The sequence below is a fragment of the Desulfarculaceae bacterium genome, assembly GCA_020444545.1.
Taxonomy (GTDB): Bacteria; Desulfobacterota; Desulfarculia; order Desulfarculales; family Desulfarculaceae; genus Desulfoferula.
Genome location: JAHLKT010000003.1, coordinates 272120 through 293690, shown reverse-complemented (window position 1 = coordinate 293690; position 21571 = coordinate 272120). Strand labels below are relative to the sequence as shown.

Sequence of the window (21571 nt, the reverse complement as noted above, 5' to 3'; positions counted from 1 at the left end):
TAATTAGGAGGACGAGGGATCATGGCCAAGGCAAAGTTTGAGCGGAAGAAGCCGCATTGTAACGTGGGCACGATCGGTCACATTGACCACGGCAAGACGACGTTGACGGCCGCGATCACCAAGTGCCTTGCCTCCAAGGGCGCGGCGCAGTTCGTCGCCTTTGACGAGATCGACAAGGCCCCGGAAGAGCGTGAGCGCGGCATCACCATCGCGACGGCGCACGTGGAGTACGAGACCGCCAATCGTCACTACGCTCACGTGGACTGCCCGGGTCACGCGGACTATATCAAGAACATGATCACCGGCGCGGCCCAGATGGACGGCGCGATCCTGGTGGTTGGCGCGGACGACGGCCCCATGCCTCAGACCCGCGAGCACATCCTCCTGGCCCGCCAGGTGGGCGTGCCGGCCATCGTGGTCTTCCTGAACAAGGTTGACATGGTGGACGACGAGGAGCTGATCGAGCTGGTGGAGCTGGAGCTTCGCGAGCTTCTTGACAAGTACGAGTTCCCGGGCGACGACACCCCCATCGTCAAGGGCAGCGCCTTGAAGGCCCTGAACTGCGGCTGCGGCAACGCCGACTGCCCCGACTGCGGCCCGATCCTGGAGCTGATGGAGGCGGTGGACACCTTCGTGCCCCAGCCCGAGCGGGACATCGACCTTCCCTTCCTGATGCCCATCGAGGACGTGTTCAGCATCTCCGGCCGCGGCACCGTGGTGACCGGCCGTATCGAGCGCGGCAAGATCAAGATCGGCGACGAGATCGAGATCGTGGGTATCAAGGAGACCACCAAGTCGGTGTGCACCGGCGTGGAGATGTTCCGTAAGATCCTGGACAGCGGCGAGGCCGGCGACAACATCGGCGCCCTGCTGCGCGGCGTGAAGCGCGACGACGTGGAGCGCGGCCAGGTTCTGGCCAAGCCGGGTTCGATCACCCCGCATACCAAGTTCAAGGCCGAGGTGTACGTGCTGAGCAAGGAGGAGGGTGGCCGCCACACTCCGTTCTTCAACGGCTATCGTCCCCAGTTCTACTTCCGGACCACCGACGTGACCGGCGTGGTCACGCTGCCCGAGGGCGTTGAGATGGTGATGCCGGGCGACAACGTGTCCATCGAGGGCACTCTGATCACTCCCATCGCGATGGAGAAGGAACTTCGGTTCGCCATCCGCGAGGGCGGGCGCACCGTTGGCGCCGGCGTGGTCGCTGAAATCATCGAGTAAGGGCGGCGTAACTTTTCGCAGGATTTGGCGCGAAGCCAAGTGAGCTAGCCTTAGGAGTTGGCCTCATGATCCAGAACCAAAAGATCCGCATCAGGCTCAAGGCCTACGATCACAAGCTGCTGGACCAGTCCGCGGCCGAGATCGTGGAGACCGCGCGCCGCACCGGGGCCAAGGTGGCCGGGCCCATCCCGCTGCCCACGGTGATAAACAAATTCTGCGTGCTGCGTTCCCCGCACATCGACAAGAAAAGCCGGGAGCAGTTCGAGATTCGCACCCACAAGCGCCTGCTCGACATCCTGGAGCCCACCCAGCAAACGGTGGACGCCCTGATGAAGCTGGACCTCAGCGCGGGTGTCGACGTAGAGATCAAGCTGTAACCCCGCGAGGCATTAAGATGCTTAAGGGACTCATAGGTAAAAAGATCGGGATGACCCGCCTGTTCCTGGACGAGGGCCGCGCCGTGCCGGTGACCGTCCTCCAGGTGGGGCCCTGCACCGTGGTGCAGGTGAAAACCCCGGACAAAGAACAGTACAGCGCGCTGCAGCTTGGTTTCGGCGACAAGAAGGCCAGCCGGGTTAACAAGCCCATGACCGGCCATTTCGCCAAGGCCGGGGCCGAGCCCAAGGCCGTGCTCAAGGAGTTCAAGGTGGCCGACACCTCGGAGTTCGAGGTGGGCCAGCAGATAACCGCCGAGATGTTCGCCACCGGCGAAAAGGTGAACGTCACCGGGCGTACCAAGGGCCGCGGCTTCTCCGGCGTGGTCAAGCGCCACGGCTTCGGCGGCGGCCGCAAGACCCACGGCTGCACCACCCACGACGCCCCGGGATCCATCGGCATGAGCGCCGATCCCTCGCGGGTGCTCCGGGGCAAGCGCATGCCCGGCCGCTACGGTAACGACCGCAGCCAGGCGCGCGGCCTCAAGGTGGTGGACGTTCGCCCCGAGGACAACTTGGTCTTGGTAAAGGGCGCCGTGCCCGGTGCCAAGGGCAGCATCGTCTTCATCGAGAAGGCTTAAGCACACTTAGGTGATTTAAGATGCCTACGTTGGATGTAATAGACCGCAACAATCAGAAGGTCGGCTCGCTGGAGCTGTCCGAGGCCGTCTTCGGCGCCGAGGTCAAGCCCCACCTGCTGCACGAAGTGGTGGTTTGGCAGCTGGCCAAACGCCGCTCCGGCACCGCCTGCACCAAGGGCCGCAGCGAACTTCGCGGCGGCGGCAAGAAGCCTTGGCGCCAAAAGGGCACCGGCCGGGCCCGCGTGGGCTCCCGGCGCAGCCCCCTGTGGCGGGGCGGCGGCACCGTCTTCGGCCCCAAGCCGCGCGACTACTCCTACACCCTGCCCAAGAAGGTCAAGAAGGCCGCTCTGCGCAGCGCCCTGTCTTCCAAGCTAGGTGAGGAGAAGCTCACGGTGCTCTCCGGGTTCGACCTGGAAGCCATCAAGACCAAGGACTTCATGTCCGTGCTGGGCGCCATCGACGCGGCCAACTGCCTGGTGATCACTCCCGGCGCCGACGATGTCTTGGAGAAGAGCTCGCGCAACGTGCCCCGGGTGAAGGTGCTCCGGGCCGAGGGGCTCAACGTCTACGACATCCTCAAGTACGACCGCCTGGTCCTCTTGCAGGACGCCGTGGCCGGGATCGAGGAGGCGCTGTCGTGAAAGACCTGAGAGAAGTCATCCTGCGCCCCCTGGTGACCGAGAAGAGCACCCTGGCCAAGGAACTGAACAACCAGCTGGTGTTCGAAGTGGACAAGCGGGCCACCAAGGTGGAGATCCGCCAGGCCGTGGAGAAGCTGTTCACCGTGAAGGTGCTCAAGGTTTCCACCGCCAGTTTTACGGGCAAGAAGAAGCGTCAGGGCCGCATCCTGGGCCGGCGCAGCGACTGGAAGAAGGCCTACGTGACCCTGGCCCCCGGCCACAACGTGGATTTCTTCGAGGGCGCCTAGGCGGCTAGCCCGTAAGATCTCAGAGAGGACCCAGAGCAATGGCCATCAAGAAATACAAACCGACTTCGCCGGGCCGGCGTTTCATGACCTACATGGAGCGCGAGGAAATCACCAAGAGCGAGCCGGAAAAAAGCCTGCTGGAGCCGCTGCCCAAAAAGGGCGGTCGCAACAACTACGGCCGCGTCACCGCCCGTCACCGGGGCGGAGGCCACAAGCGCCGTTACCGCCGCATCGACTTCCGGCGGGACAAGTTTGAAGTGCCGGGCAAGGTCGCGGCTATCGAGTACGACCCCAACCGCTCGGCCAACATCGCCCTGCTGCATTACGTGGACGGCGAGAAGCGCTACATCCTGGCCCCCAAGGGCCTGACCGTGGGCGCTCAGGTGGTCAGCGCGGCCGAAAAGGCCGACATCATGCCGGGCAACGCCATGCCCCTGGCCAACATCCCTCTGGGTACCCACGTGCACAACGTGGAGCTCAAGATCGGGGGCGGCGGTCAGATCGTCCGCTCGGCCGGCACCTACGCCCAGCTGATGGCCAAGGAAGGCAGCTACGCCACCTTGAAGCTGCCCTCCGGCGAGATGCGGCGGGTGCATTCCTCCTGCCGGGCCACTATCGGCGAGGTGGGCAACGAGCAGCATGAGAACGTTTCCTGGGGCAAGGCCGGCCGCACCCGCTGGTCCGGCAAGCGGCCCAAGGTTCGCGGCGTGGCCATGAACCCGGTGGACCATCCCATGGGCGGCGGCGAGGGCCGCAGCAGCGGTGGCCGCCACCCCTGCAGCCCCTGGGGTCAGCCCTCCAAGGGTTACCGCACCCGCAAGAAGAAGCCTTCGGACAACTTTATCGTCCGCCGGCGCTACCAGTAGGAGCCAGCGATGTCGCGCAGCCTTAAAAAAGGTCCCTTCGTGGACGAGCATCTGTCTAAGAAGGTGGACGAGGCCTCGGCCTCGAGCAGCCGCAAGGTCATCAAGACCTGGAGCCGTCGCTCCACAATTATGCCCGATTTCGTGGGCTTGACCTTCGCGGTGCACAACGGCAAAAAGTTCATCCCGGTGTTCGTGACCGAGAACATGGTGGGGCACAAGTTGGGCGAGTTCAGCCCTACCCGTACCTACTATGGTCACGCGGCGGACAAGAAGGGTAAGAAGAGGTAGGCCCATGGAATCGGTGGCCAAAGCCAAATTCGTACGCATTTCCCCCCGCAAGGCCCGTTTGGTGGCCGACGCGGTTCGGGGCATGAAGGTGGGCGAGGCGTTGAACAAGCTTAAGTTCACGCCCAAGAAGGCTGCCGGGCTGGTGGCCAAGGTCATCAATTCCGCGGTGGCCAACGCCACCACCGACAGCAACGTTGATGTGGACCAGCTCTACGTCAAGAAGGCCTTTGTGGACGGCGGGCCCACCCTGAAGCGTTGGCGCCCCCGGGCCATGGGTCGGGCCTACATCATTCGCAAGCGGACCAGCCACATCACCGTGGTGGTGGACGAGCGCTAGGCAAGGAGAGACGGGTTTGGGTCAGAAGGTACATCCCGTAGGGTTCAGGCTGGGTGTCATCCGCACCTGGGATTCCCGCTGGTTCGCGGGCAAGGACTACGCAGCCCTGGTCTACGAGGACTACAAGATCCGCGAGTTCGTGAAAAAGAAGCTGGCTCACGCCGGCATCTCGCGGGTAGAGATCGAGCGCGCCGCCGATAAGGCCAAGGTTCGCATCCACACCGCCCGGCCGGGCATCGTTATCGGCAAAAAGGGCGCGGAGATCGAGAACCTGAAGCGCCAGCTGGAAAAGGTCATCAAGCGCGAGGTCATGGTGGACATCCACGAGGTGCGCAAGCCCGAAGTGGACGCCCAGCTGGTGGCCGAGAACGTGGCCGGCCAGTTGCTTCGCCGCATCGCCTTTAGGCGGGCCATGAAGCGGGCCGTGTCCAGCGCCATGAAGTTCGGCGCCCAGGGCATCCGCATCCACTGCGGCGGCCGCCTGGGCGGCGCCGAGATGGCGCGGCGCGAGTGGTACCGCGAGGGCCGCGTGCCCCTGCACACCCTCCGGGCCGACATCGACGTGGGTTTCGCCGAGGCCAAGACCACTTACGGCATCATTGGCGTGCAGGTCTTGATCTTCAAGGGCGAGGTTTTGGACGAGAAGGAAAACGAGCTGAACGCGTAAAGCGTGCGAGCCCGCCAACTTTTAGGAAAGGCATAGCTAACCATGCTAGCGCCCAAGAGAGTACGACATCGCAAGGTCCAAAAGGGCCGTATGCGGGGCATGGCCCAGAAGGGCAACCGGGTGAGCTTCGGCCAGTTCGGCTTGCAGGCCCTGGGCCGCGGTTGGATGACCAACCAGCAGATCGAGGCCAGCCGTATCGCCATCACCCGCCACATCAAGCGCGGCGGGCAGGTGTTCATCCGGGTGTTCCCGGACAAGCCCTACACCTCCAAGCCGGCGGAAACCCGCATGGGCAAGGGCAAGGGCGCACCCGAGGGTTGGGTGGCCGTGGTTCGCCCCGGCCGGATGATCTTCGAGATCGACGGCGTGGGCCGCGAGACCGCATTGGAAGCCCTGCGTTTGGCCGGACACAAGCTGCCGTTCAAAACGCGCATCGTGGAGAGGAGCTGAAGCCATGAAGGCCACTGAGCTCAGAGAACTCTCGCCAGAAGAGTTGGCCCAGAAGTTGGAAGACCTCCGTCAGGAGCTGTTCAACCTGAACTTCCAGCACGCCACCGGGCAGCTGGAGAATCCCATGCGGATTGGCCAGACCAAAAAAGACATCGCGCGGGTGCTGACGGTTATCGGTCAGCAAACGGCCGAAGCGGTTTAGGGAGTAGGATTCCATGGCCGACAAGGAACGCGGGAACGCCAAGGCCCTGGCCGGGTTGGTGGTCAGCGACAAGATGGACAAGACGGTGGTGGTCCTGGTGGAGCGCCTGGTCAAGCACCCCGTCTACAAGAAGTACGTGCGCCGGCGGGCCAAGTTTATGGCCCACGACGAGACCAACGACTGCCGCGTGGGCGACACCGTGCTCATCCGCCAGAGCCGCCCCCTGAGCCGTCACAAGCGCTGGCGTGTAAGCAAAGTGCTGGAGCGGGTGGCCTAGCGGCCGCCGAGTAGGAGCAGTAAGGCCATGATCCAGCCGGAAACCAATCTTGTTGCCGCCGACAACAGCGGTGCCAAGAGACTCTATTGCATTAAGGTGTTGGGCGGCTCCAAGCGGCGCTACGCCTCGGTGGGCGACATCATTGTGGTGTCGGTCAAGGAAGCCCTGCCCAACAGCAAGGTGAAAAAGGGTGACGTGATGAAGGCGGTGGTGGTGCGTACGGCCAAGGAAGTGGCCCGCCCCGACGGCACCTTTATCAAGTTCGACGAGAACTCCGCGGTCCTGATCAACCAGGCGCGCGAGCCCATCGGCACCCGCATCTTCGGCCCCGTGGCGCGCGAGCTTCGGGCCAAGAACTTCATGAAGATCGTTTCGCTGGCCCCCGAGGTCCTGTAGGTGAAGCCGTGAGTAGCAAGCTGAACATAAAAAAGGACGACAAGGTCCTGGTGCGGTCAGGCCGCGAAAAGGGCAAGGTCGGCAAGGTCCTGAAAGTGGACCCGGCCAAAGAGCGGGCGTTGGTGGAAAAGATCAATATGATCAAACGCCACACCCGGGCGGGCCAGACCGGCCAGGGCGGCATCGTGGAGCGCGAGGCCGCATTGGCCATCAGCAACCTCCAGCTGCTGTGCCCCAAGTGCAACCAGCCGGTGCGGGTGGGCCGCAAGACGCTGGAAAACGGGAAAACCGCCCGCTTCTGCCCGAAGTGCGGCGAGTACATGGATAACTAGCCCGGCGCTGCGCGTGCAGCGCCCGGCCAGGGTCCCTGGGACGAGCCGGAGACAAACGGCCGGCTTCAACAGAGAGGCTTAGAAAGCACATGAGCGATAAAAAGGTGCCGAGGCTTCGCGCTTTCTATGAGCAGGAGGTAGTCCCCCAGCTCACCGAAGCTTTCGGGTACAAAAACGTGATGCAGGTCCCCCGCGTGGTCAAGAGCGTCTTGAACATGGGCGTGGGCGAGGCCATCCAGAACGTGAAGCTTCTGGACGCGGCCGCCGACGAGCTGAGCCTCATCGCGGGCCAGCGGGCCATGATCAACCGGGCCAAGCGCTCCATCGCTTCGTTCAAGTTGCGCGAGGGGATGCCCGTGGGCACCTCGGTGACGCTCCGGGACGAGCGTATGTGGCTGTTCTTGGACAAGCTGATGCACGTGTCCCTGCCCCGGGTTCGCGACTTTCGCGGCATAAGCGCCAAGGCCTTTGACGGCCGGGGCAACTACACCCTGGGCATCAAGGAACACATCATCTTCCCCGAGATCGACTACGACAAGATCGACAAGGTCAAGGGGATGAACATTACCATCGTAACCACCGCCCCTACCGATGAGGAGGGCCGGGCCCTGCTTAAGTTGCTGGGCATGCCCTTTAAGGCTTAAGAAGCGGGAGGCGATAGAAGTTGGCCAAGACGGCTCTTAGAAACAAGGCCAAGGCGAAGCCCAAATACGGGGTGCGTGCTTACAACCGCTGCCCCATCTGCGGGCGTCCGCGGGCATTCATCCGCAAGTTCGGCATTTGCCGCATCTGCTTCCGCAACATGGCGCTCCGGGGCGAGATTCCCGGCGTGATCAAGTCGAGCTGGTAGGAGAAGCATTATGTCTATGCAAGATCCCGTAGCCGACCTGCTCACTCGCGTGCGCAACGGCCTGATGGCCCGCCATGACGAGGTGGTCATCCCCTCCTCGCGCCTCAAGGCCGCCGTGGCCCGGGTGCTCATGGAAGAGGGCTATGTGGCCGATTACTCGGTGCAGGAAGACGACAAGCAGGGGCTATTGACCATCAAGCTCCGCTACGTTGCCGGCAAGCCGGTCATCGACGGCATCAAGCGGGTGTCCAAGCCCAGCCGCCGGGTGTACGTGGGCTTTGACAAGATTCCCCAGGTGCGCAGCGGCCTGGGGGTGAACATTCTCTCCACCCCCAAGGGCGTGTTGAGCGACAGGGCTGCCCGCAAGGCTAAGGTGGGCGGCGAAATCCTCTGCGCCGTTTGGTAGGGGGCTGGGAGCGTTTATCATGAGTCGCGTGGGTAAACAGCCGGTGATCATCCCCTCCGGGGTCACGGTCACCATGGATGACACGAAGATCGAGATCAAGGGCCCCAAGGGCGTTTTGAGCCGTGAGTTGCATCCCCAGGTGAAGGTCACCGAGGAAGACGGTAAGCTCTTGGTTACTCCGGTCGACGATAGCCTGAAGGCCCGCGGCCTGTGGGGCCTGTTCCGCAGCCTGATCGCCAATATGGTGCAGGGCGTGAGCCAGGGTTACACCAAGGTGCTGGAGATCAACGGCGTGGGATACCGCGCCGAGGCCGCCGGCAACACCCTGAAGCTCGCTTTGGGCTTCAGCCACCCGGTGGATTTCGCCCTGCCCGACGGCGTCAGCGCCTCGGTGGAAAAGAACACCATCGTCACCCTGAGCTGCATCGACAAGGAGCTCTTGGGTCAGACCGCGGCCACCATCCGCGCCTTCCGGCCTCCGGAGCCCTACAAGGGCAAGGGCGTCAAGTACGCCGAGGAGACCATCCGGCGCAAGGTTGGCAAGGCCGGCGTCAAGTAAAGCGGGACACGAGGCACAGTCATGGCAAAGACCAACAAGCAAAAGGTTGCCTGGGCCAAACGCCAGGTGCGGGTGCGCCGCAAGGTGCGCGGCACCGCCGAGCGTCCCCGGCTTTGCGTGTACCGCTCCTTGAGCAACATGTACGCGCAGATAATAGACGACGTTAGCGGCACCACCCTGGTGGCCGCCTCCAGTCTCCCCCAGGATCTGGGCGAGGTGGAAGGCCACTGCGGCAACATCGCCACCGCCAAGAAGGTGGGAGCGGCCGTGGCCGCCAAGGCGCAAGCCAAGGGCATCAAGCAGGTGGTATTCGACCGCAATGGGTTTTTGTATCACGGCCGGGTTAAGGCCTTGGCCGAGGCGGCCCGCGAAGCGGGTTTGGACTTTTAGGGCGCGAATTAACGCGCCTGGCATGTGAGGGATAGGCCTTGCTGGACAAACGGAACAGACCGGATCGACGCAGACCCCGGCCGGTGGCTGAGGAAGAATTTCAGCTCATCGACAAGGTGGTGCACATAAACCGCGTGGCCAAGGTGGTCAAGGGCGGACGCCGCTTCTCCTTCGCGGCCGTGGTCGTGGTGGGAGACGGCGAGGGCAGTGTGGGCTTCGGCCTGGGCAAGGCCAACGAGGTCCCCGAGGCCATCCGCAAAGGCGTGGAAAAGGCCAAGCGGGACATGGCGCCCATCCCCTTGAAAGAGGGCACCATTCCCCACGAGATCGTTGGGCGCTTTGGGGCCGGCAAGGTCCTGTTGAAGCCGGCCCGCCCGGGTACGGGCGTCATCGCCGGCGGCGCGGTGCGCGCGGTCTTGGAGGCTGCCGGGGTCACCGACATCCTCACCAAGGTGTTGGGCACCCACAACCCCCACAACGTCATTCGGGCCACCCTGGAGGGACTCCGCTCCCTCAAGAGCCCCGAGCAGCTGGCCAAGCGCCGCGGCGTTCCGGTGGAACAGGTGACGGCCTAGGGCCGGGAAGGTGCATCATGGCTGAGGCGAATGACAAGACCTTCCGGGTCAAACAGGTAAAAAGCTACATCGGCCGTCCCGAGCGTCAGCGCAAGACCCTCAAGGGCCTGGGGCTGACCAGGATGAACAAGGTCGTGACCCTCAAGGACACCCCGGCCATCCGGGGCATGGTCAAGAAGGTCGAGCACCTCGTGACGGTGCTCCCGGACGAGGATTAGAGGACCATCATGAAGCTCAATGAACTCAAGCCCCCCGCCGGGGCCAAAAAGGCCCGCAAGCGCATCGGGCGCGGCCAGGCCTCGGGCCAAGGCGGCACCGCGGGCAAGGGCCACAAGGGCCAGAACAGCCGCAGCGGCGGCGGTGTGCGCCCCGGCTTCGAGGGCGGCCAGATGCCCCTGCAGCGGCGCCTGCCCAAGCGTGGATTCAGCAACTACCCCTTTGGCAAGAAGATCGCCGAAGTCAACCTGCGCGACCTGGCCAGCTTCGAGGCCGGCAGCGTGGTGGACGCCCAGGCTCTGGCCGAGGCCGGCCTGATCAAGGGCTGCTTCGATGCCATCAAGGTGCTGGGCCAGGGCGAGGTCAAAGTGGCTCTGACCGTTAAGGTGGACCAGATTAGCGCGGGCGCCAAGACCAAGGTCGAGGCAGCCGGCGGAACGGTGGAGTTGGTATAAGGTGGCTGTCTCTGGCGTCGGCAATATGCTCAAGATCCCGGAGCTTAAGCGCCGGATTCTGTTCACGCTCGTCATGCTGGCCGTGTACCGGGTGGGTTGCGCCATCCCCACGCCCGGCATCGACGCTGACGCCCTGAGCGCCTTCTTCGCCCGTTACCAGGGCACCCTGCTGGGCCTGTTCGACATGTTCAGCGGCGGCGCCCTGGAGCGCATGAGCATCTTCGCCCTGGGCATTATGCCCTACATCAGCGCCAGCATCATCCTGGAGCTCCTCACGGTGGTCATCCCCCACCTGGCCCAGCTCAAGAAAGAGGGCGAGGAGGGGCGCAAGAAGATCACCCAGTACGCGCGCTACGGCACCGTGGCCCTGGCCATGGTGCAGGGCTTCATGATCGCCATCGGCCTGGAGTCCATGACCAGCCCCGGCGGCGCCATGGTGGTGCCCAACCCCGGCTGGGCCTTCCGGCTCATGACCATGATCACCCTGGCGGCGGGCACCAGCTTCATCATGTGGCTGGGCGAGCAGATCACCGAACGCGGCATCGGCAACGGCATCAGCCTGATCATCTTCGCGGGCATCGTGGCCCGTATGCCCTCGGCGATCCACAGCACCTTCCGCATGGTGAGCCTGGGCGAGATGAGCATCTTCATGCTGGTGATCATCCTGGTCATGATGATCGCGGTGATCGCGGCCATCGTGTTCGTGGAGCAGGGCCAGCGGCGGCTGCCGGTGCAGTACGCCAAACGGGTGGTGGGCCGGCGCATGTACGGCGGGCAGACCACCCACCTGCCCCTGAAGATAAACACCTCCGGCGTGATTCCGCCCATCTTCGCCAGCAGCATTATCATGTTCCCGGCGACCATCGCCCAGCTCATCCAGGTGGAATGGGTGCAGGCGGCGGCCAGCGCAATCACCCCGGGCGGCTGGATTTACAGCCTGCTCTACGTGATCCTGATATTCTTCTTCTGCTACTTCTACACCGCGGTGACCTTCAACCCGGACGACGTGGCGGACAACATGAAAAAGTACGGCGGCTTCATTCCGGGCATCCGCCCCGGCAAGCGCACCGCCGAGTACATCGACCGGGTCCTGACCCGCCTCACCCTGGGTGGCGCGGTGTATGTCAGCGCGGTCTGTGTGTTGCCCACCATCCTGATCGGGCAGTTCAACGTGCCGTTCTATTTCGGCGGCACGGCGCTGTTGATCGTGGTGGGCGTGGCCATGGACACCATGGCCCAGATCGAAAGCCACCTGCTGCAACGCAACTATGAGGGGTTCATGAAAAAGGGCGTTGTGCGGGGGCGCTAGCGATTTGATCGTGGGAGGCTTCTCGCGTTAGAGAAGATTCGGGGAAATTTCGGAAGAGAGGGAGCGAGACATGAACCTGATTTTGTTAGGCCCTCCGGGGGCGGGCAAAGGCACGCAGGCCAAAATGCTCATCGATGCCTATGGCATCCCGCAGATCTCCACCGGCGACATGCTGCGCGAGGCTGTGAAGAACCAGACCGAGCTGGGCCTGGAGGCCAAGAAATACATGGACTCCGGTCAGCTGGTGCCCGATGAGGTGGTGATCGGCCTGGCCAAGGACCGCATCGCCCAGGACGACTGCGCCAAGGGCTTCATGCTCGACGGTTTCCCCCGCACCGTGCCCCAGGCCGAGGCTCTGGACAAGGTGTTGGAGGGCATGGGTAAGAAAATCGACCACGTGATCAGCATCGAGGTGCCCAACAGCGAGCTGATGGGCCGCCTGACCGGCCGCCGCACCTGCAAGGCCTGCGGCCAGGGCTTCCACGTGATGTTCGATCCGCCCAAGGTCGAGGGCGTGTGCGACAAGTGCGGCGGCGAGCTGTACCAGCGCGACGACGACAACGAGACCACGGTGGGCAACCGGCTGAAGGTCTACGAGGACCAGACCGCCCCGCTCATCGACTACTATAAGACCAAGGGCCTGCTCCGTCCCATCGACGGCGTGGGCGCCATGGGCGAGATCCTGGACCGCATCAAGGCGGTGCTGGGCTAAGGCACTCGGAGGCGGCTGGGCCAAACGGCATGATCGTCCTTAAGACTCCGGCCGAGATAGAGGCCATGGCGCGGGCCAACCAAGTTGTGGCCCGGGTGCTGGCAACGGTGAAGGCCGAGGTCAAGCCAGGGGTCCGAACCCTGGACCTGGACGCGATGGCCGAGGAAATGGCCCGCCAATCCGGGGCCACCCCGAGCTTCAAAGGCTATCACGGCTATCCTTATAGCCTCTGCTGCTCGGTAAATAGCGAAGTGGTGCACGGCTTCCCGCGCCGCGAACCCCTGAAGGAGGGAGATATTCTCTCCATGGACTTCGGGGTGGTGCTGGACGGCTTCAACGGCGACTCGGCCACCACGGTGGCCGTGGGCCGGGTGAGCGACCAGGCCAAGGCCTTGATGCAGGCCACCGAGAGCTCCCTGGCCGCGGGCATCGAGCAGATGCGGCCCGGCAACCGGCTGGGCGATGTCTCCTCGGCGGTGCAAAAGGTGGCCGAGGGCGCGGGCTACAGCGTGGTCCGGCAGTTCGTGGGCCACGGCATCGGGCGCAGCCTGCACGAGGACCCGCAGGTGCCCAACTTCGGCTCGCCGGGCCGGGGCGTGGAGCTGAAACCGGGGTTGGTCCTGGCCATAGAGCCGATGGTCAACGCCGGGCGCCACGAAGTAAAGATATTGGCCGATGGCTGGACGGCGGTCACCGCTGACGGTAAACTTTCGGCCCACTTTGAACACACCGTGGCCGTCACGGATGACGGGCCACGCATACTAAGCCTGCTCGTTTAGAGCGGGGATTAACGAAGGCCGGCCGGCCCCAAAGGCCGCAACCGGCAACGCTTGCAAAGAGAGACGGTCCCATGAAGGTTCGGGCATCGGTCAAGCGCATGTGCAAGGACTGCAAGATAATCAAGCGCGGTGGCGTGGTTCGGGTGATTTGCAAAAAGAACCCGCGCCACAAGCAGCGGCAAGGTTAAGGGAGAAGAGGCGTGGCCAGAATCTCAGGCATAGACCTCCCGCGCAACAAGCGCATTGAGATCGCGCTGACCTACATCTATGGCATCGGTCATACCTCGGCGGGCAAGATCTGCTCGGCCAGTGGGGTTGACCCGGCCACCAAGGCCGGCGATCTGACCGACGAGGAGATCAACAACATCCGCCAGGTGATCGACACCACCTTCAAGGTGGAGGGCGATCTCAGGCGCGAGATCTCCATGAACATCAAGCGCCTGATGGACCTGGGCTGCTACCGCGGCCTGCGGCATCGCCGCGGTCTGCCGGTCAACGGCCAGCGCACCCGCACCAATGCGCGCACCCGCAAGGGTCCCCGCCGCGCGGTCGTGGGCAAGAGGAAGAAGTAAATGGCCAAAGCGGTGAAAAAAGGCGTTCGCAAACGCAAGGAAAAGAAGAATATCCCCAACGGGGTGGTGCACATTGCCAGCACCTTCAACAACACGGTGATCACCATCACCGACCCCCAAGGGAACACCGTGAGCTGGTCCAGCTCGGGCGTGCAGGGCTTCAAGGGCTCGCGCAAGTCCACCCCCTTCGCGGCCCAGCTTGCCGCCGAGGACGCGGCCAAGAAGGCCATGGACCACGGCATGCGCACGGTCGAGGTGAACGTCAAGGGACCCGGTTCCGGCCGCGAGGCCGCGCTTCGGGCCCTGGGCAATGTCGGCTTCACCGTCACCGTCATCCGCGACGTAACCCCCGTGCCCCACAACGGTTGCCGCCCCCCCAAGCGGCGCCGGGTGTGATCCGGGGCCACCGCTAGTCGAACGGAGGAGCTGTTTTGGCTCGATATAGAGGTTCCGTGTGCCGGCTTTGCCGGCGCGAGGTGCAGAAACTTTACCTCAAGGGTGACCGCTGCTTTTCTGACAAGTGCGCCGTGGAGCGCCGCGCCTTCCCTCCGGGGCAGCACGGCCAGCGGCGGACCAAGGTCAGCGATTATGGCCTCCAGCTTCGCGAGAAGCAGAAGGTCAAGCGCATGTACGGCCTGGCCGAGAAGCAGTTCAACCTGACCTACAAGCGCGCCGCCCGCATGCGCGGGGTGACCGGCCACAACCTGCTGATGCTCTTGGAGACGAGGCTGGACAACGTGGTCTATCGCCTGGGCTTCGCGGGCAGCCGGGCCCAGGCCCGCCATTGGGTGCGCCACGGCCACGTGACCATCAACGGGCGCCGGGTGGACATCCCCTCGGCCCGCGTGAAGATCGGCGACGTGGTGGCGGTCAAGGACAAGAGCCGCGAGATTCCCCAGCTCAAGGAGTCTCTGGAGGCGATTGCCCGGCGCACCGTGCCCGAGTGGCTGGAGCTGGAGGCCGATAAGTTCCGCGGAACCATCAAGGCCCAGCCCACCCGCGAGGAGCTGACCATCCCCATGCAGGAGCAGCTCATCGTTGAGCTTTACTCCCGCTAGCGATTAGAGAGAGGTCATGGAGAGAAACTGGAGAGAACTCATCAGGCCGTCGCGCCTGGAGGTGGACGAGGAGTCGCACACCCAGTACTACGGCAAGTTCTCCTGCGAGCCGCTGGAGCGGGGCTTCGGCCACACCATCGGCAACGCCCTCAGGCGCATCCTGATCTCCTCCTTGCAGGGGGCGGCCATCACCAACGTTCGCATGGATGGAGTCTTGCACGAGTTCTCCACCATCAACGGTGTGATGGAGGACGTAAGCGACATCATCCTCAACCTGAAGGGCGTGCGTCTGAAGTACCTGGGCCACGACCCCGCGGTGATGAGCATCGATGCCAACGGCGAGGGCGTGGTCACCGCCGGCGACATCAACGTGCCCCCGGACGTGCAGATACTCAATCCCGAGCACGCCATCGCCACCCTGGGCCCCGAGGGCAGCCTCCGGGCCGAGCTGACGGTGAAGACCGGCAAGAGCTACGTTACCGCCGATCGCAACAAGAACGAGGAAGACCCCATTGGGGTGGTGGCCCTGGATGCCGCCTTCAGCCCCATCATCAAGGTCAACTACGTGGTCACCCAGGCTCGCGTGGGCCAGATTACCGACTACGACAAGCTGACCCTGGAGGTCTTCACCAACGGCGCGGTGCGGCCCGAGGACGCGGTGGCCTATGCGGCCAAGATCCTCAAGGAACAGCTGTCGATCTTCATCAACTTCCAGGAGGAGCCCGAGCCCGATCAGGAGGAGAGCGTCGAGGAGCCCAGCCTCAACGAAAACCTCTTCCGCACCGTGGACGAGCTGGAGCTCAGCGTGCGCAGCGCCAACTGCCTGAAGAACGCCGACATCAAGTACATCGGCGAGTTGGTGCAAAAGAGCGAGTCGGAGATGCTCAAAACCAAGAACTTCGGCCGCAAGTCCTTGAACGAAATTAAGGAAATGCTCACCGAAATGGGCCTGACCCTGGGCATGGGTTTGGACGACTTCCCCACCCGGGAAGAGCTGGAAGCCAGGACGAAGGAAAAATGAGACACCGCAAGGACAACCGCCGGCTTAGCCGCACCACCCCGCACCGCCGGGCCATGCTTCGCAACATGGTGACCTCGCTGTTCGAGCACGACCAGATCGAGACCACCGAGGCCAAGGCCAAGGAGCTCAAGCGGGTGGCCGAAAAGATGATCACTCTGGCCAAGCGGGGCGACCTTCATGCCCGCCGTCAGGCCGAGTCCTATATGCGCAGCCACAAGGTCTGCGGCAAACTCTTCGACGATGCCAAGACCCGTTACGGCGGCCGCCAAGGCGGCTACGTGCGGGTGTTGCCCACCCGGGTCCGCCGCGGCGATGCCGCGCCCATGGCCATCGTGTCCCTGGTGGACGAGGCCGCCGGCAAGTAATATTGCCCGCGCCAAAGACGGTTCGCAACGAGCGGGGTTCCTTCGGGAGCCCCGCTCTTCTTGTGGGCCACCGGCTTCGCCAGGCGGCGGGAAACTGCGTTGCGGGCGGCGCTGGTTTCCTCGGCGTGCCCGCGGAGCTCACTTGCCCGCGCCTTGCCTCCCAGCTACGGGAGCGCGTCGGTCATAATTGTTACCGAAAAAATTAGTAGAGAAAGACTCGCCTGAGCACCAGCTTAACCGGCGGCTCGCCGGGCGGGTTCTTGTAAAGGTAGCGCAGACGCACGCTGGTAAGGCGCTCCACCCGGCGGCCCAGGTAGAGGCCGGTCAGATAGCTGTGTGCCCGGAAAGACTCGCCGGTGGCGGTGTAGATGAGCCAGGTGGAGGCCAGACGGGCCGGGCGGTGTCGGGCTTCCAGGCTCAGTTCGCGCTGATCCAGGGCCCATTCCGCCGTGTCGATGCCCGCCCGCAGCTGGTAAACGTGAGGCAGGTCCTGCTCGTCGGTGGCGATGAGCTGGGCTATCGTCTCGCCCTGCTTCACCTTGGCTCCGTTGCTCAGATAGCTGATTACGAACACCCGGCTCAGGCCGGTGAGCCAGGTGGGCGGCTTTAGCTCCACCTCGCGCTTGTCAGGGCCCAGCACCGTTTCGGGCTCCAGGAGCACGGCGCGGGCGCCCTCGGCGAAGTAGGGCGGCAGTGCCGCGCCCGCCGGCGGCTGCATGAGCAAAAAGGGACTCATGGCGGCCAGGAAGGCCAGCACCGAGCAGAAGATGCCCACCACCTTGCGCTCCGGCCCCAGGGGCACGCCCTCGCTACGTCCCAGTAGGGGCAGGGCGTACTCGCCCAGGAGCCCCACGCAGGTGACCACGAAGGCGCCCATGGCCACGGCGCGCAGCCAGTCCGCCTCCAGGAACATGGCCCCCACCCGGGGATACCACCAGGCCGCGGCCAGGGTGACCGCCGCGCCCACGCCCCACCAGATGAGCATCAACGACCGCAGCAGCCAGTAAAAGGACAGGGGCTGGGCCGGGCCGCCTTCGCCGGTCACGCCGGGAGTAGTCCCACGCATCATGATCAGGCGCAGAGCGGCCAGCCCGGCCATGATGGCGCAGCCCAGGCCCAGGGGAATAAGCGGCAGCCAGCTCACCGCCAGGGCCGGGCCGGGCCCCAGGCCCACGGCCAGATAGACCATCCAGGAGAGGCGGCGCCCGCCGCCCAGCAAACGCACCACCAGAAGGCTGGACCCGGCCACGCCCCCCCACAGCGCCGCCGCGGCCAGGGGCTGCCACATCTCGCCGGCGGGCGGGGGCCACAGGGCGGTGAGGTCGGGCCGCACCCAGGGCAGGATGAGCAGGCAGGCCATGAAGGCGATGGCCGCCCCGGCCAGGGCGGAGAAGGCCTCCTGCCTGGGCTTGGCGGCCAGGCGGGAGCGCAGGCGCAGCGTCAGGCTGGCCAGGCTCAGGGTCACGCCGCCCAGATAGACCACGCCCAGCCAGAGTTTGTAGTTGCCCAGGGATTCGGCCCCTACCAAGAGGGCCACGAAGACCACGGCCAACAGCAGCGCGCCATAGGAGCAGGTGCCCGCCCGCAGCAGATGGTGGGCCTCGTCGCCCTTGGGCTGGGGCCACAAGGCCCGCCAGGCCGCGCCCAGCCCCAGGGCCACCAGCCAGCCCAGGGAGAACCATATCTTCTCCTGGCCCATGCTGGGCAGGGCGAGCCGGGACCACAGCCACCACACCGACAGGGCGATGACCACGGCCAGGGCGCTCTCCAGCACCCATCCGGCCACACGGCTGCGGGCTTCAGTTTGCAGCGCGCACCTCCTCGTACAGGGCCAGGGTGTCGCGGGCGGCCCGCTCCCAGGAAAACTCCCGCGCGCGGGCCAGTCCCTTGGCTTTCACCTCGCCGGCCCTCTCCGGGTTACCCGCCAGGCTGGCCAGGGCCTCGGCCAGGGCCGCGTCGTCTCCGGGCGGGAAGAGCAGCCCCGCCTCGCCCACCACCTCGGGCACCGCCGCCGCGCGGGCGACCACCACCGGCGCGCCGCAGGCCATAGCCTCCAGGGGCGGCAGGCCGAAGCCCTCGTAGCGCGAGGGGAAGGCAAAGGCGGCAGCGCCGGAGTAGAGCGCGGGCAGATCGGCCTCGGCCACGAACCCCAGGAGCTTCACCGCCTCGCCCAGGCGCAGGTCGCGCAAAGCCGTGGCCAGGGCGGGGTAGTGCTTGTCTTCTTGCACCGGTCCGGCCAGGGCCAGCACCAGGGGGCTGCCCGCCTCACGCAATCTTAGCAGGGCCCGGAGCAGGGTGGGTAGGTCCTTGCGCGGATCGATGCCGCCCAAATAAAAGACGTAACCCCCGCGCGCCAGGCCGTGGCGGCTCAGTACCTCATCCAGTACGGCAGGGTCGCTCACCGGGGCCAGGCCTGGGTCGGCCGCCTCGGGGATCACCCGGATGCGCTCCCCGGGCACACCGTAAAGCTCTGCCACGTCGCGGGCGGTGCACTGGCTCACCGCGATGATCATGGCCGCGCGCGGCAGGCAACGCGTTTCCAGCCAACGGGCCGCCCGGAAGGGCAGCTTGCTCTTGCCCTCGGTGTAAATCGCCTCCATGCGCTGGTAGATCAGGTCGTGGCAGGTGATCACGGTGCGCGGGCCCGGGCAGGCCGGGGCGTCGCCGTGGCTGAGGATGTGCACCACGCGCCCGGAGCGCCAGGCCGGGGCCAGGGCGCGGGAAAGGGTGCGGTGCTGGCCGATGATCCGCTCGCCCAAGGGCAGCCAGGTGGGGCCGGGCCCCACGGCCAGGCGCGGAGCGGCCTGCCCCAAGGGCGGATCGGGCAGGTCGGAGCGCACCATGAGCTCCAAGCCCTGCTCACCCACCTGGGCCAGCATGGCGCCCAGCAGGTTCTTGGCGTAGCGCCCGATGCCCCGCTGGGCGTGTTGCTTGTAGCCCGGCTGCAAGGGCCGCGCGTCCACGAGAGGCCGGGCGCTCATGGGTTGAGCTCCAGGCCCAGGCGCTCGGTGAGCACCTCGCGCAAGTCGCGAGCCACCCGCTGGGGCGCGAAGCGCTGCAAGCGAGCCCGCCCGGCCAGGCGCAGAGCCTCGGCCAGAGGCGCGTCGCTCAGCACCCGGGCCACCGCCTCGGCCACCCGCTGGGGCTCCTTGCTGTCCAGGAGCAGGCCGCCCTGGCCTAGGGTGCCCGGCACCCCGGCGGCGGCGTGGGCCACGATGGGGATGCCGAAGTGCATGGACTCCACCAGAGGCACGCAGAAGCCTTCGTGCTCGGAGAGGCAGAGGTAGCAGTTCGCCCGGCGGTAATAGGCCATGAGCCCGGCCAGGGAGACATGCCCCGAGAAGTGCACCCCCGGCACGGCCAGGCGGTCCACCAGTTCGCGCAGGCTTTCGGCGTAGGATTCGCAGCCCACTTCCGAGCCCACGATCATGAGCCGCGTGCCCGGCACCAGGCGCGAGAGCCAGTACTGGGCCCGGATCAAATCCTCGATGGCCTTGTTGGGCACCAAGCGGCCCACGTGCAGCACCGCCGGGCGCTCGTCGTCAAAGCGGTGGGCCACAAAGGCGTCGGGCGCGGTGTCCAAGACCGAGGTGTCGATCACGATGGGCACCGTGGCCGTGGCCGGGCAGCCCGCTTGGCCCAGTTCCAGACAGTTGTAGTCGCTAACCCCCATGCCCAGCTCCACCGCCGGGGCGATGCGCCCCAGCTGCTCGCGGCCCAGGCGGGCGCGGGCGGCGCTCTCGGGGTTGCAGCGGTCCAGATACTCGGCCGGGGTGATGTTGTGGTACCGGAGCACCCGGCGGCCGGGCAGGCCGGGCAGCAGCTCGGCGGCCTCGTGGCCGATGGAGAAATGGAAAAGCAGCACGTCCTCGGGCCGGGCCTGCTTGGCATACTCGGCAATGGGCCGCGCCTTGTCGGCCAGGCGGGGGTGGATGCTGTGCGCGAAGATGTCCGAGTTCAGGCCCCAGGAGCGCAGGGTCTTTTGGATGGCCAGGGCGTCGTTGCCGATGGCGTCACCGTAGCTGAAGTCCGGCACCATCTGGTGCACCGCCGGGCCGCTGGCCCGCGCCTTGGGCTTGGGGGCCAGGGCCTTGTCCGCGCTGGTGGGGGCGGGCATCGGCTCGGCGCTTACCCGCTCGATGACCTTGAGGTAGTTGTCCACCACCACCGGCCAGGCAAAGTTGCCCTGCACATAGGCCGCGCCCGCCCGGCCCATCTCGGCCCGCAGCTCGGGGCGCGCCAGCAGATAGTCCAGGCACTCGGCGAAGTGGGGGTAGTCGCCAAAGGCCAGGCCGCCGCCGCTGATCAGGGCGTGGTCGCGGGTCACCGGGCAGTCGGCGTGCACCATCACCGGCGAGCCCGCCAGCCAGGCCTCCATGATCACCCGCGAGAAGCTCTCCATGAGCGAGGGCTGCACGAACACCTCGCAGGCCGCATAGGCGTCGTGCTTCTGCTGAATCTCCACGAAGCCCAGGTCCAGGACATGCGCCTCGCCGCCAGGCGGGATCTCGGCCGGCAGGTTGCCGATCAAGACCAGCTTGAGCCCTTGGGGCCCGCGCCCCTCGGCCTTGTAGCGCAGGAAGTAATGGACCAGCAGCGGGGTGTTCTTGCCCGGGTCCTTGCGCCCCGCGTAGAGGATGAAGGGCTCCTCCAAGCCGAAGTCGCGCCGGAAGCGCGCCGCGTCGTGGGTCCAGTGGGTGTCCATGCCCTCGCCCACGATGATGGGCTCGGTGCGCCCCAGGTCGTAGAGCCGGGCGGCCAGGTCGCGCTCCGCCGGGACGTGGAAGCACACCGCCCGGGCGCTCTCCATGGCCCGTTTGACCCCGGCCATGCGGGCGTAGCCCTCGTCGTGCAGGCAGGGGATGATCAGGCTCTTGCTGGGGTGGATCAGCGGCCCCCAGGCCGAGGAGGTCCATAGATAGGGAATGAAAAAGAAGGGGCCTTCCTCGGGGTGGGCCGCGATGTGCTCCAGCAGCTCGGGGCTGTAGACCATGTTGGCGTAAAAGGCACGCTCTTCCTCGGGCGAAAGGGTGGCCCCGGCCAGCACCCGCATATTCAGGCCGTCGAAGCGGGCAGCGTCGCGCGGGGCGATGGGGAAGCGCCGCACGGTGACGCCGTTCTCCATGGTCTCGCCCGCGGGCAGGGCCTCGCCGTCCCAGTCCGAGCCCAGGCCGCTCAGGGTGGTGGCCAGGGCCTGCACCCGCACCCCGGCCCGTGCCAGGTTCTCGGCCGTCAGCCGGGCCTCGGCCTCGGCCCCGCCGGGGACCTGCTCCCCATACCAGGGAAGCACAAAGGTGCAGCGGAGCTCGCCGGGCGCGGCCATGG

General features: G+C 65.6%; 34 protein-coding genes. 31 read left to right on the top strand and 3 right to left on the bottom strand.

The window, feature by feature from the left end; genetic code table 11:
- Nucleotides 1-21: 21 nt before the first annotated feature.
- The 31 genes from tuf to rplQ all read left to right on the top strand — a co-directional run bounded on the left by tuf (nt 22) and on the right by rplQ (nt 16246).
- Complete coding sequence (tuf, locus tag KQH53_09815) at nt 22-1221, top strand: elongation factor Tu (GenBank protein ID MCB2226964.1); 1200 nt, start codon at nt 22-24, stop codon at nt 1219-1221.
- A 68-nt stretch (nt 1222-1289) separates the two neighbouring features.
- The gene (gene rpsJ / locus KQH53_09810) at nt 1290-1598 is read left to right on the top strand and encodes a 30S ribosomal protein S10 (GenBank protein MCB2226963.1); all 309 of its coding nucleotides are present in this window, start codon (nt 1290-1292) and stop codon (nt 1596-1598) included.
- A 17-nt stretch (nt 1599-1615) separates the two neighbouring features.
- On the top strand, nt 1616-2236 hold the full coding sequence (rplC, locus tag KQH53_09805) for a 50S ribosomal protein L3 (protein ID MCB2226962.1): 621 nt from the start codon (nt 1616-1618) through the stop codon (nt 2234-2236).
- Between the two features lie 20 nt (nt 2237-2256).
- Nucleotides 2257-2877 carry a 50S ribosomal protein L4 gene (rplD, locus tag KQH53_09800; GenBank protein MCB2226961.1) on the top strand — a complete coding sequence of 207 codons (621 nt, stop codon included), beginning with the start codon at nt 2257-2259 and terminating at the stop codon, nt 2875-2877.
- Nucleotides 2874-3164 (top strand): 50S ribosomal protein L23, encoded by a 291-nt coding sequence (locus tag KQH53_09795; GenBank protein ID MCB2226960.1) that lies wholly within the window; start codon nt 2874-2876, stop codon nt 3162-3164. Before rplD ends, KQH53_09795 begins: the two co-directional genes overlap by 4 nt.
- 38 nt (nt 3165-3202) lie before the next feature.
- Complete coding sequence (rplB, locus tag KQH53_09790) at nt 3203-4030, top strand: 50S ribosomal protein L2 (protein MCB2226959.1); 828 nt, start codon at nt 3203-3205, stop codon at nt 4028-4030.
- Between the two features lie 9 nt (nt 4031-4039).
- Nucleotides 4040-4318 carry a 30S ribosomal protein S19 gene (rpsS, locus tag KQH53_09785; protein ID MCB2226958.1) on the top strand — a complete coding sequence of 93 codons (279 nt, stop codon included), beginning with the start codon at nt 4040-4042 and terminating at the stop codon, nt 4316-4318.
- A 4-nt stretch (nt 4319-4322) separates the two neighbouring features.
- Complete coding sequence (gene rplV, locus KQH53_09780) at nt 4323-4655, top strand: 50S ribosomal protein L22 (GenBank protein ID MCB2226957.1); 333 nt, start codon at nt 4323-4325, stop codon at nt 4653-4655.
- Nucleotides 4656-4671: 16 nt separating this feature from the next.
- Nucleotides 4672-5322, top strand: coding sequence for a 30S ribosomal protein S3 (gene rpsC / locus KQH53_09775; protein ID MCB2226956.1), 651 nt, complete (start codon nt 4672-4674; stop codon nt 5320-5322).
- 42 nt (nt 5323-5364) lie between these two features.
- Nucleotides 5365-5772, top strand: a complete 408-nt coding sequence (gene rplP / locus KQH53_09770; GenBank protein ID MCB2226955.1) for a 50S ribosomal protein L16 — start codon at nt 5365-5367, stop codon at nt 5770-5772.
- A gap of 4 nt (nt 5773-5776) precedes the next feature.
- On the top strand, nt 5777-5974 hold the full coding sequence (rpmC, locus tag KQH53_09765) for a 50S ribosomal protein L29 (GenBank protein MCB2226954.1): 198 nt from the start codon (nt 5777-5779) through the stop codon (nt 5972-5974).
- Between the two features lie 13 nt (nt 5975-5987).
- On the top strand, nt 5988-6251 hold the full coding sequence (rpsQ, locus tag KQH53_09760; protein ID MCB2226953.1) for a 30S ribosomal protein S17: 264 nt from the start codon (nt 5988-5990) through the stop codon (nt 6249-6251).
- 27 nt (nt 6252-6278) lie between these two features.
- Nucleotides 6279-6647, top strand: coding sequence for a 50S ribosomal protein L14 (gene rplN / locus KQH53_09755; GenBank protein MCB2226952.1), 369 nt, complete (start codon nt 6279-6281; stop codon nt 6645-6647).
- 20 nt (nt 6648-6667) lie between these two features.
- Nucleotides 6668-6979, top strand: a complete 312-nt coding sequence (gene rplX / locus KQH53_09750) for a 50S ribosomal protein L24 (protein ID MCB2226951.1) — start codon at nt 6668-6670, stop codon at nt 6977-6979.
- A gap of 104 nt (nt 6980-7083) precedes the next feature.
- Nucleotides 7084-7623, top strand: a complete 540-nt coding sequence (rplE, locus tag KQH53_09745) for a 50S ribosomal protein L5 (protein MCB2226950.1) — start codon at nt 7084-7086, stop codon at nt 7621-7623.
- 20 nt (nt 7624-7643) lie between these two features.
- A complete protein-coding gene (locus tag KQH53_09740; GenBank protein ID MCB2226949.1) occupies nt 7644-7829 on the top strand; it encodes a type Z 30S ribosomal protein S14 in 186 nt (61 codons plus the stop codon).
- 10 nt (nt 7830-7839) lie between these two features.
- Nucleotides 7840-8235 carry a 30S ribosomal protein S8 gene (gene rpsH, locus KQH53_09735; protein ID MCB2226948.1) on the top strand — a complete coding sequence of 132 codons (396 nt, stop codon included), beginning with the start codon at nt 7840-7842 and terminating at the stop codon, nt 8233-8235.
- A 19-nt stretch (nt 8236-8254) separates the two neighbouring features.
- Complete coding sequence (gene rplF, locus KQH53_09730; protein MCB2226947.1) at nt 8255-8794, top strand: 50S ribosomal protein L6; 540 nt, start codon at nt 8255-8257, stop codon at nt 8792-8794.
- A 21-nt stretch (nt 8795-8815) separates the two neighbouring features.
- Nucleotides 8816-9184: a 50S ribosomal protein L18 gene (gene rplR / locus KQH53_09725; GenBank protein MCB2226946.1), complete on the top strand. Its 369-nt coding sequence runs from the start codon at nt 8816-8818 to the stop codon at nt 9182-9184.
- 83 nt (nt 9185-9267) lie between these two features.
- Entirely contained in the window at nt 9268-9759 is a 492-nt protein-coding gene (gene rpsE, locus KQH53_09720) for a 30S ribosomal protein S5 (protein ID MCB2226945.1), read from the top strand.
- A gap of 17 nt (nt 9760-9776) precedes the next feature.
- The gene (rpmD, locus tag KQH53_09715) at nt 9777-9977 is read left to right on the top strand and encodes a 50S ribosomal protein L30 (protein ID MCB2226944.1); all 201 of its coding nucleotides are present in this window, start codon (nt 9777-9779) and stop codon (nt 9975-9977) included.
- Between the two features lie 9 nt (nt 9978-9986).
- Entirely contained in the window at nt 9987-10430 is a 444-nt protein-coding gene (gene rplO / locus KQH53_09710; protein MCB2226943.1) for a 50S ribosomal protein L15, read from the top strand.
- A gap of 1 nt (nt 10431) precedes the next feature.
- Nucleotides 10432-11739 carry a preprotein translocase subunit SecY gene (gene secY, locus KQH53_09705; GenBank protein ID MCB2226942.1) on the top strand — a complete coding sequence of 436 codons (1308 nt, stop codon included), beginning with the start codon at nt 10432-10434 and terminating at the stop codon, nt 11737-11739.
- A 70-nt stretch (nt 11740-11809) separates the two neighbouring features.
- Nucleotides 11810-12451 (top strand): adenylate kinase, encoded by a 642-nt coding sequence (locus KQH53_09700; GenBank protein MCB2226941.1) that lies wholly within the window; start codon nt 11810-11812, stop codon nt 12449-12451.
- A gap of 29 nt (nt 12452-12480) precedes the next feature.
- On the top strand, nt 12481-13230 hold the full coding sequence (map, locus tag KQH53_09695) for a type I methionyl aminopeptidase (protein ID MCB2226940.1): 750 nt from the start codon (nt 12481-12483) through the stop codon (nt 13228-13230).
- Nucleotides 13231-13301: 71 nt separating this feature from the next.
- Nucleotides 13302-13418 carry a 50S ribosomal protein L36 gene (gene rpmJ, locus KQH53_09690; protein MCB2226939.1) on the top strand — a complete coding sequence of 39 codons (117 nt, stop codon included), beginning with the start codon at nt 13302-13304 and terminating at the stop codon, nt 13416-13418.
- A gap of 12 nt (nt 13419-13430) precedes the next feature.
- A complete protein-coding gene (gene rpsM / locus KQH53_09685) occupies nt 13431-13802 on the top strand; it encodes a 30S ribosomal protein S13 (GenBank protein ID MCB2226938.1) in 372 nt (123 codons plus the stop codon).
- Nucleotides 13803-14198 (top strand): 30S ribosomal protein S11, encoded by a 396-nt coding sequence (gene rpsK, locus KQH53_09680; GenBank protein MCB2226937.1) that lies wholly within the window; start codon nt 13803-13805, stop codon nt 14196-14198. It begins immediately after the preceding gene.
- A 35-nt stretch (nt 14199-14233) separates the two neighbouring features.
- Nucleotides 14234-14860 carry a 30S ribosomal protein S4 gene (gene rpsD / locus KQH53_09675; GenBank protein ID MCB2226936.1) on the top strand — a complete coding sequence of 209 codons (627 nt, stop codon included), beginning with the start codon at nt 14234-14236 and terminating at the stop codon, nt 14858-14860.
- Between the two features lie 16 nt (nt 14861-14876).
- The gene (locus KQH53_09670) at nt 14877-15881 is read left to right on the top strand and encodes a DNA-directed RNA polymerase subunit alpha (protein ID MCB2226935.1); all 1005 of its coding nucleotides are present in this window, start codon (nt 14877-14879) and stop codon (nt 15879-15881) included.
- The gene (rplQ, locus tag KQH53_09665; protein ID MCB2226934.1) at nt 15878-16246 is read left to right on the top strand and encodes a 50S ribosomal protein L17; all 369 of its coding nucleotides are present in this window, start codon (nt 15878-15880) and stop codon (nt 16244-16246) included. The genes KQH53_09670 and rplQ overlap by 4 nt, the downstream gene beginning before the upstream one ends.
- Before the next feature lie 202 nt (nt 16247-16448).
- Here the strand turns inward: rplQ and KQH53_09660 are convergent, their stop codons facing one another.
- From KQH53_09660 to KQH53_09650, 3 genes are read right to left on the bottom strand one after another with little or no spacing between them, the layout of a single operon-like run.
- Nucleotides 16449-18032, bottom strand: coding sequence for a hypothetical protein (locus KQH53_09660; protein MCB2226933.1), 1584 nt, complete (start codon nt 18030-18032; stop codon nt 16449-16451).
- Nucleotides 18033-18045: 13 nt separating this feature from the next.
- Nucleotides 18046-19227 (bottom strand): glycosyltransferase family 4 protein, encoded by a 1182-nt coding sequence (locus KQH53_09655; protein ID MCB2226932.1) that lies wholly within the window; start codon nt 19225-19227, stop codon nt 18046-18048.
- Nucleotides 19224-21569 (bottom strand): glycosyltransferase family 4 protein, encoded by a 2346-nt coding sequence (locus KQH53_09650; GenBank protein ID MCB2226931.1) that lies wholly within the window; start codon nt 21567-21569, stop codon nt 19224-19226. Before KQH53_09650 ends, KQH53_09655 begins: the two co-directional genes overlap by 4 nt.
- Nucleotides 21570-21571: the final 2 nt, after the last annotated feature.